Genomic DNA, 6,284 nt, shown 5'->3' with positions numbered 1-6,284 from the left:
AACAAAGCTATAAAGTATCAGTTGCACCAGTGATGCTAGGCTTTGTTCGTATGCATTTTATAAGATATCATTATCTATAAATTTACCCCATTTTTTGTCCTACTGGTAAATTTTTATAAAGCCAGTAAAGGGTATTTGATAAAGGATATCTTTGTATACATTTTACAAATTCTACCTTTAAACCAGCCTTTATACCAAGCATTTTTAGGGTATGAGGACTATAAAGATACAAATGCAAGCTCCAATAAGCAAATTCACTAAAAGCCTTATTTTCATAGATAGTTAATAAGGCATCATTTGCATTTGTCTTTTCATTTTGAAGCTAAATTTTTAAGTATTAAGATAGGATTTTGTAGGTGTTGGCAGTTATTAAATCAAATACCCCCATTTCATCCAAATTTCTACTTAGTGGAATTTTATACTTTTCATAAACTGCTTTAACTTGTTCTTCAAGTTCAGCCCCTATAACACTTTTTTGCAAATTCCTTTGCTTGTATTAAAAAGCCACCATAGCCACTTTCAAAGTCTAGTAAGTCTTTGTTTATGATAACTCAATACGTCTTTCCACCAAGTTTTTTGGTCTTTTAAAAAAGTATCCTTAAACCAGAATTTCATACACTAAAGACTTATTGTTTTCATCTCTTTTGCAACTTTTAAAAAATAATTCGTTTAACATTTCTTTATTTTGATAAAACTCATCCCCTGTTTTGAGCATCCAAAAACACTAAACCACACTCATTACATTCTAAAATTTAATATTAGGATTATCCCTAACCTTACCTTTTTTTCGTGACTTTCATCACAATCGCATAAAAAACATTGTATTTTTCTACTTTAAATAAATTTATACAAGGGCTATTTTAAGGACTTCATCAAAATAATCAACGGCAATTATTTGCATATTGTCCTTAATCTCACTAGGAATATCTTTAAGATCTCTTTCATAATTTTTCCTAGGAATCAAGGCTATTTTAATATCTGCCTTATACGCTGCTATAAGCTTTTCTTTAAGCCCTCCAATTGGTAAAATTTTACCAGCTAAATCAATCTCCCCTGTCATCGCTACGTCCGCCCTTACCGGTCTATCACTAAACACAGAAGCAATTACCGTGCTCATTGTAACACCAGCACTAGGCCCATCCTTTGGCGTAGCACCGTCAGGTACATGAATATGTAAGTTATACTGGTCATAAGCATTTGTCTTAGGGTTTAAAATAAGCTTTTTAGGTACTATTAATTTTTTACTATCAATTAAAACCTTATTGACACTAAGGGCTATTTGTGCTGATTCTTTCATCACATCTCCAAGACTTCCAGTAAGCATTAAATCACCCTTACCCTTAATCTTAATAGCCTCAATCTTTAAAACATCGCCCCCAACAGGAGTCCAAGCAAGTCCATTTACTTGACCTACCTTGTCATCATCATCCTTTTTTTGTGCCTCATAAACCTTTTTATCTAAAAATTCAGATAAATTTTTCGTAGTAATAGAAACTTTTTTGCAATCTTCTAAAAGCAGTTTTTTAGCCACCTTTCTACAAATTTGGGCTATCTTTCTACGCAAGGTTCTAACGCCTGATTCCCTTGTGTAATCGTTTATTATTAATTCTATAACATCTTCTTTAAGACTTAATTCACTAGCTTTTAAGCCATGTTTTTTAAGCTCATCAGGTATTAAGTATTTTTTGCAAATATTAAATTTTTCAATAGGCGTATAAGAACTTAGTTCAATAAATTCCATTCTATCTCTTAAAGCTGAGGGAATATCGCTTATATCATTTGCAGTTGCTATAAAAATAACCTTGCTTAAATCTATATTGAAATTTAAATAATAATCCCTAAATTTAGAATTTTGTTCAGGGTCTAATATTTCTAAAAGAGCAGCCGAAGGATCCCCTCTAAAACTTCTATTTAATTTATCAATCTCATCTAAAACTACTACTGGATTTATTTGCTTTGCTTCAATGAGACCTTGAGTTACCCTGCCTGGCATTGCACCTATATAGGTTCTTCTATGTCCTCTTAGTTCATTTACATCTTCAAGGCCACCTAGTGCTATGCGAATTAACTCTCTTTTTAAAGCCTTTGCTACTGAATTTGCTAGTGAGGTTTTACCAACCCCTGGAGGTCCATATAAGCAAAGTATCACCTTAGCACTATCCTTATCATTAACATCTCTTTTTTCTAAAAGTTCGCGTACGGCAAAATATTCTTCAATCCTTTCTTTAGGCTTTTTTAAGGCATAATGGTCATTGTCAAGTTGTTTAATAACTTCTTTAATATCAAGTTTTTTCTTAGAAACCTTTTCAAAAGGCACGTCAAGTGCTGTTTCTATGTATGTTTGAATCATTGATGCTTCTGAGTTGTCTTGGTGAATTCTTTCAAATTTTTCAATTTGTTTTTTGATTTCTTTATAAGCATCTTCATACATAAATTTTTTCTTACTTTCAAGCTTTTTATAATATTCTTTTAACTCATCTTCTCTTTCAGCATCGGTTCCAAGTTCTCTTTGAATTTGCCTTAATTGTTCTTTTAAAAAATATTCTTTATTTACCTTATCTATCTTAGAATGGACCTTGTTTTTTATCTCTTTTTGAATCTTGTTAGCCTCGATTTCTTGTGCGATTAAATCTATTAACCTTGTAAGCTTTGTTTCAAGGCTTGTTAAGATAAAAAACGAATAAGCATCTGATTTTTTAATACGAATTGTATTTAGTATCAAATCACAAATCCTAGACGCATCTAAGCCCTCTTCGATAGTCCTTAATAAATCAGGGGAAAAATAAGCACTAATATTTGCTAAAATTTTAACCTTTTCTTTTAAAACTCCAAGCAAGGCATCTTTTTTGGCATTTTTTAAAGGTTCTTCGTGGATTATATCAACTAAGGCCTCTAAGGGCTTACTTGACATTCTTTCTAAAATTCTAGCCTTTGCATAACCTTGAAATAAAATTTTAACCCTACCATCTGGCAAAGGTACCTTTCTCATTATGTTTCCTATAACGCCACAATCATAAATTTCATCAAAACTTCTAGCATTTTCAAATTTAGAAGGGACAACTAAAATCATAGTATCATTTTTTAAAGCAAGTTCCATAGCCTTTAAATTTGCATTATCACCAATAAAAATTGGTGTTATCATAAAGGGATATAAAAAAAGTTCATCCTCTACTAAAACGGGGAGTTTTGTAGGGTAATTTTGTGCTTCTTCAAGTTCCATATTGTTTCCTTAAAATGTTTCAAATATAGCCCTATACCAAGGCAATTCTGGTTTTATCATTTCTTCATCGTGAAATTCTGATTGCATTAATCTTTGTTGATAAATTTCATAACTTTCTTCTCTATCTGTTCTTTTATATAAGTCTGCTATGCTTTCATTTAAATAAAATTCAGCTAAATTAAATTTCATTAACATAGTTTGCACCAAGGGTTTAAATTCGGTATCTGGGTAATCTTTTAAAAAAGAATCAATCTCGTTTTTACTTTCTAGCATTAAGGATTGATTGCGATTTGGAACGCCAAAGGCATCGAATTTAGCCTTGATTTTAAAATAACGAATATAATCTACATTTCTTGAAGTACCAAATTTTTTATTATATTCTTCTAGGTAAAAATCAGCAAGTTGATATTCTTCTTCATCCATGTGTGCTTGTGCTAATATGATTAAGGTTGTTTCAAGTAAGGGGTCAGCAATGTGTTCACTAGCCATGCCATTATAATGCGTGTCAGCACTTTCTAGGTCCCTATCTTGCAAGTCTTGAATTATTTGTTTATACCATTGCGTGGCACTAAGATTATAAAGTTCTTCTGTATCCTTAACACTACATGCACTAAATAAGAAAAGAAATATTAATAAATATGTTATTTTCATATAAAAACCTTTTTTAAAAAGCATAATTATATAAAGATATTGTTAATAAAAAGGCTTTAAAATTAGAATTTGTATCTTTTGGATAGAAATTTTTATCCTTAAGTCCCCAGTGCTTTTACATACTTATAAATTTTTTAGATATCTTACAAAAACAACAATTTAATAAAAAAAGTATATTAATATACTTTTAAATAACAACAATATTTATAAAGACCTTTAATGCAAGATAATGTGGAAGAAAATTCTTAAGCAAATACAATTTATTCTTTAAGCAATGACAGAAAAATTAATTTTTTTTAATATTTACTGGTCTTAGAAGAAGAATTAAAAGATAAGAATTTTTATTTTAAAAATAATAAATTTTACCTTAATGAAAAAAATACATTTTTTAAATACTGAAAATAGTCTTATTTATATCTTAGATACACTTGCTATGTTTAATCTTTTTTTTCCTTGCATACTTCTTAAAACATTTATGCTAAGTAATATAGCTTTGAATTTGAGAATGAGATAGGATTATTCAATTAGTTTAAAATGGATTAAAACATATGATTTTTTTTGTTTTGTCAAGTATTTTTGCAAAGCCAAGCTCTGATGTAGTCTTATCTTTTAAGATAAAACTTATTCTTGGACTATAATTTATTTTTAGATATAAATCTACACAAAACTCATTATTGCTAAGAAATATTATACTTTCTTTTAATTCCTTATATTTTGCCTTATTTGGTAAATACTCTAAGGCTTGTAAATATTCTATATCTTTAATTAAAATAGCTATCTTGCTTTGATAAGATAAAAATGTTTTTCCTAAAAGAAAATTTTTACCTAAGATATGATTTTTAATGCCTAAAACATTTTTTTGAGAATTTGCTATTGATAATTAACTAAGTACATAAAAAATACTTTAAATACAAAAAATACACATAAAAAAGGTGTTAAAATAATAAATTTTAAAGATTTAACTCGTTGGGATTATAAAAATAATGCAAGCGAAATAAAATTAAACATCTTAACGCCTTTAAAAAAATTTAATTATAAAAAATAATAATAAAATACAACCGTATTTATATCCAAATGATAATTTTAATATATTAGGCGTAAATAACAAAGAAGAGATATTTTTTAATAATATTCTTAAAGACTCACACATAAAACAAGAATATACAAAAGTAAAAAGTGGAGAAATTTTTTATAATCCTTACCGAGTAAATATTAGGCTCCATAGGTATTGTACCAAAAGAATTTAATGACAAATTTACAAGTCCTGCTTATGTAATTTTTAGCACAGATAAAAATAAATTAAATGCTAAATTTTTAGTTTTAGTTTTAAGAGCTAAATCTTTTAATGATTATTTAAGAAGTCAAACGATAGGTTCTGTTAAACAAAAATTTATTTTTTAAATCTTTGCAAAATTTACAAATCCCACTTATTGAAATTAGTAAACAAAATACATTAATATCAAAACTTGATAATATAGACAAACAAATCAAAAAATTTTCAAATAAATTTAATACATTAAAAGAAAAATGTTTGAGTAATTTATGAAAACTTCATATAAAAAATAAAAAAACAAGCGAACGAGTCGCTTGTTATAATAATTAAAAAATTTAAATTCTATCTTTTAAGTTGATTAACTATACTTAGCATATCATCACTTGTAGTAATTGCCTTTGAACCGGCCTCGTAAGCCCTTTGACCTGTGATTAAGTCAGTCATTTCTTCTACAAGTTGAACATTTGAAAGTTCCACAAAACCATGCCTTATAGTACCAAGCCCATCTTGTCCTGCAATACCTACAACAGGTGCCCCACTAGCCCCTGTTTCTAAGTATAAATTATCGCCCATAGAATGAAGACCTGCTGGATTTATGAAATTTACTAATTCAATTTGACCTATTTGAGTTTCTTCTTGTTCCCCTGCTAACATAACTGAAACTGTTCCATCAGTTGCCACGCTGATATCAGTAGCTCCTTCTGGCACTGTCATTTCAGGTATTAAAGGGTAACCATCTGCATTTACTATATTACCTTCTTCATCCTTTGTAAATTGCCCATTTCTAGTGTAAGCAGTGGTGCCATCTGGTAATTGAATTTGAAAAAAGCCATTACCTTGAATAGCCATATCAAAGCTTTCTGTACTAGTTGACTTAAAACTTCCTGAGGTAAATATCTTAGTAATTGCTGCAGAACGAACGCCAAGACCTACTTCTATGCCTGATGGGTGAAGTGTGGTTGAAGAAGTAGAAGTTCCTGCGTACTTCATAGTTTGATACATTAAATCCGCAAATTCTGCCCTATTTTTCTTAAAACCAACGGTGTTAACATTCGCGATATTATTTGAAGTAACATCTATTTGAGTTTGCATGGCAATCATACCTGTTGATGCTGTATATAAAGACCTTAACATAATTTA

Annotated in this window: 6 protein-coding genes; all 6 read right to left on the bottom strand. The window is 29.2% G+C overall.

Going from position 1 to position 6,284, the window contains the following annotated elements; translation table 11 throughout:
- Positions 1 to 82: 82 nt before the first annotated feature.
- The 6 genes from FMM58_RS08680 to flgG all read right to left on the bottom strand — a co-directional run bounded on the left by FMM58_RS08680 (position 83) and on the right by flgG (position 6,278).
- Positions 83 to 232, bottom strand: a complete 150-nt coding sequence (locus FMM58_RS08680; protein ID WP_190317943.1) for a hypothetical protein — start codon at positions 230 to 232, stop codon at positions 83 to 85.
- Between the two features lie 105 nt (positions 233 to 337).
- The gene (locus tag FMM58_RS08675) at positions 338 to 481 is read right to left on the bottom strand and encodes a hypothetical protein (protein ID WP_190317942.1); all 144 of its coding nucleotides are present in this window, start codon (positions 479 to 481) and stop codon (positions 338 to 340) included.
- Between the two features lie 363 nt (positions 482 to 844).
- Positions 845 to 3,220, bottom strand: coding sequence for an endopeptidase La (lon, locus tag FMM58_RS03835; RefSeq protein WP_150141473.1), 2,376 nt, complete (start codon positions 3,218 to 3,220; stop codon positions 845 to 847).
- A 9-nt stretch (positions 3,221 to 3,229) separates the two neighbouring features.
- Positions 3,230 to 3,871 carry an outer membrane protein assembly factor BamD gene (bamD, locus tag FMM58_RS03830; protein WP_150141471.1) on the bottom strand — a complete coding sequence of 214 codons (642 nt, stop codon included), beginning with the start codon at positions 3,869 to 3,871 and terminating at the stop codon, positions 3,230 to 3,232.
- 529 nt (positions 3,872 to 4,400) lie between these two features.
- A complete protein-coding gene (locus FMM58_RS03825) occupies positions 4,401 to 4,703 on the bottom strand; it encodes a type VI secretion system baseplate subunit TssG (RefSeq protein ID WP_263312597.1) in 303 nt (100 codons plus the stop codon).
- 783 nt (positions 4,704 to 5,486) lie between these two features.
- The gene (gene flgG, locus FMM58_RS03820; RefSeq protein ID WP_150141469.1) at positions 5,487 to 6,278 is read right to left on the bottom strand and encodes a flagellar basal-body rod protein FlgG; all 792 of its coding nucleotides are present in this window, start codon (positions 6,276 to 6,278) and stop codon (positions 5,487 to 5,489) included.
- Between the last annotated feature and the right edge of the window lie 6 nt (positions 6,279 to 6,284).

This window comes from Campylobacter sp. LR291e, from assembly GCF_008633915.1.
In the GTDB taxonomy this organism is placed as follows: Bacteria; Campylobacterota; Campylobacteria; order Campylobacterales; family Campylobacteraceae; genus Campylobacter_D.
This window is presented reverse-complemented; position numbering and strand designations above follow the sequence as displayed.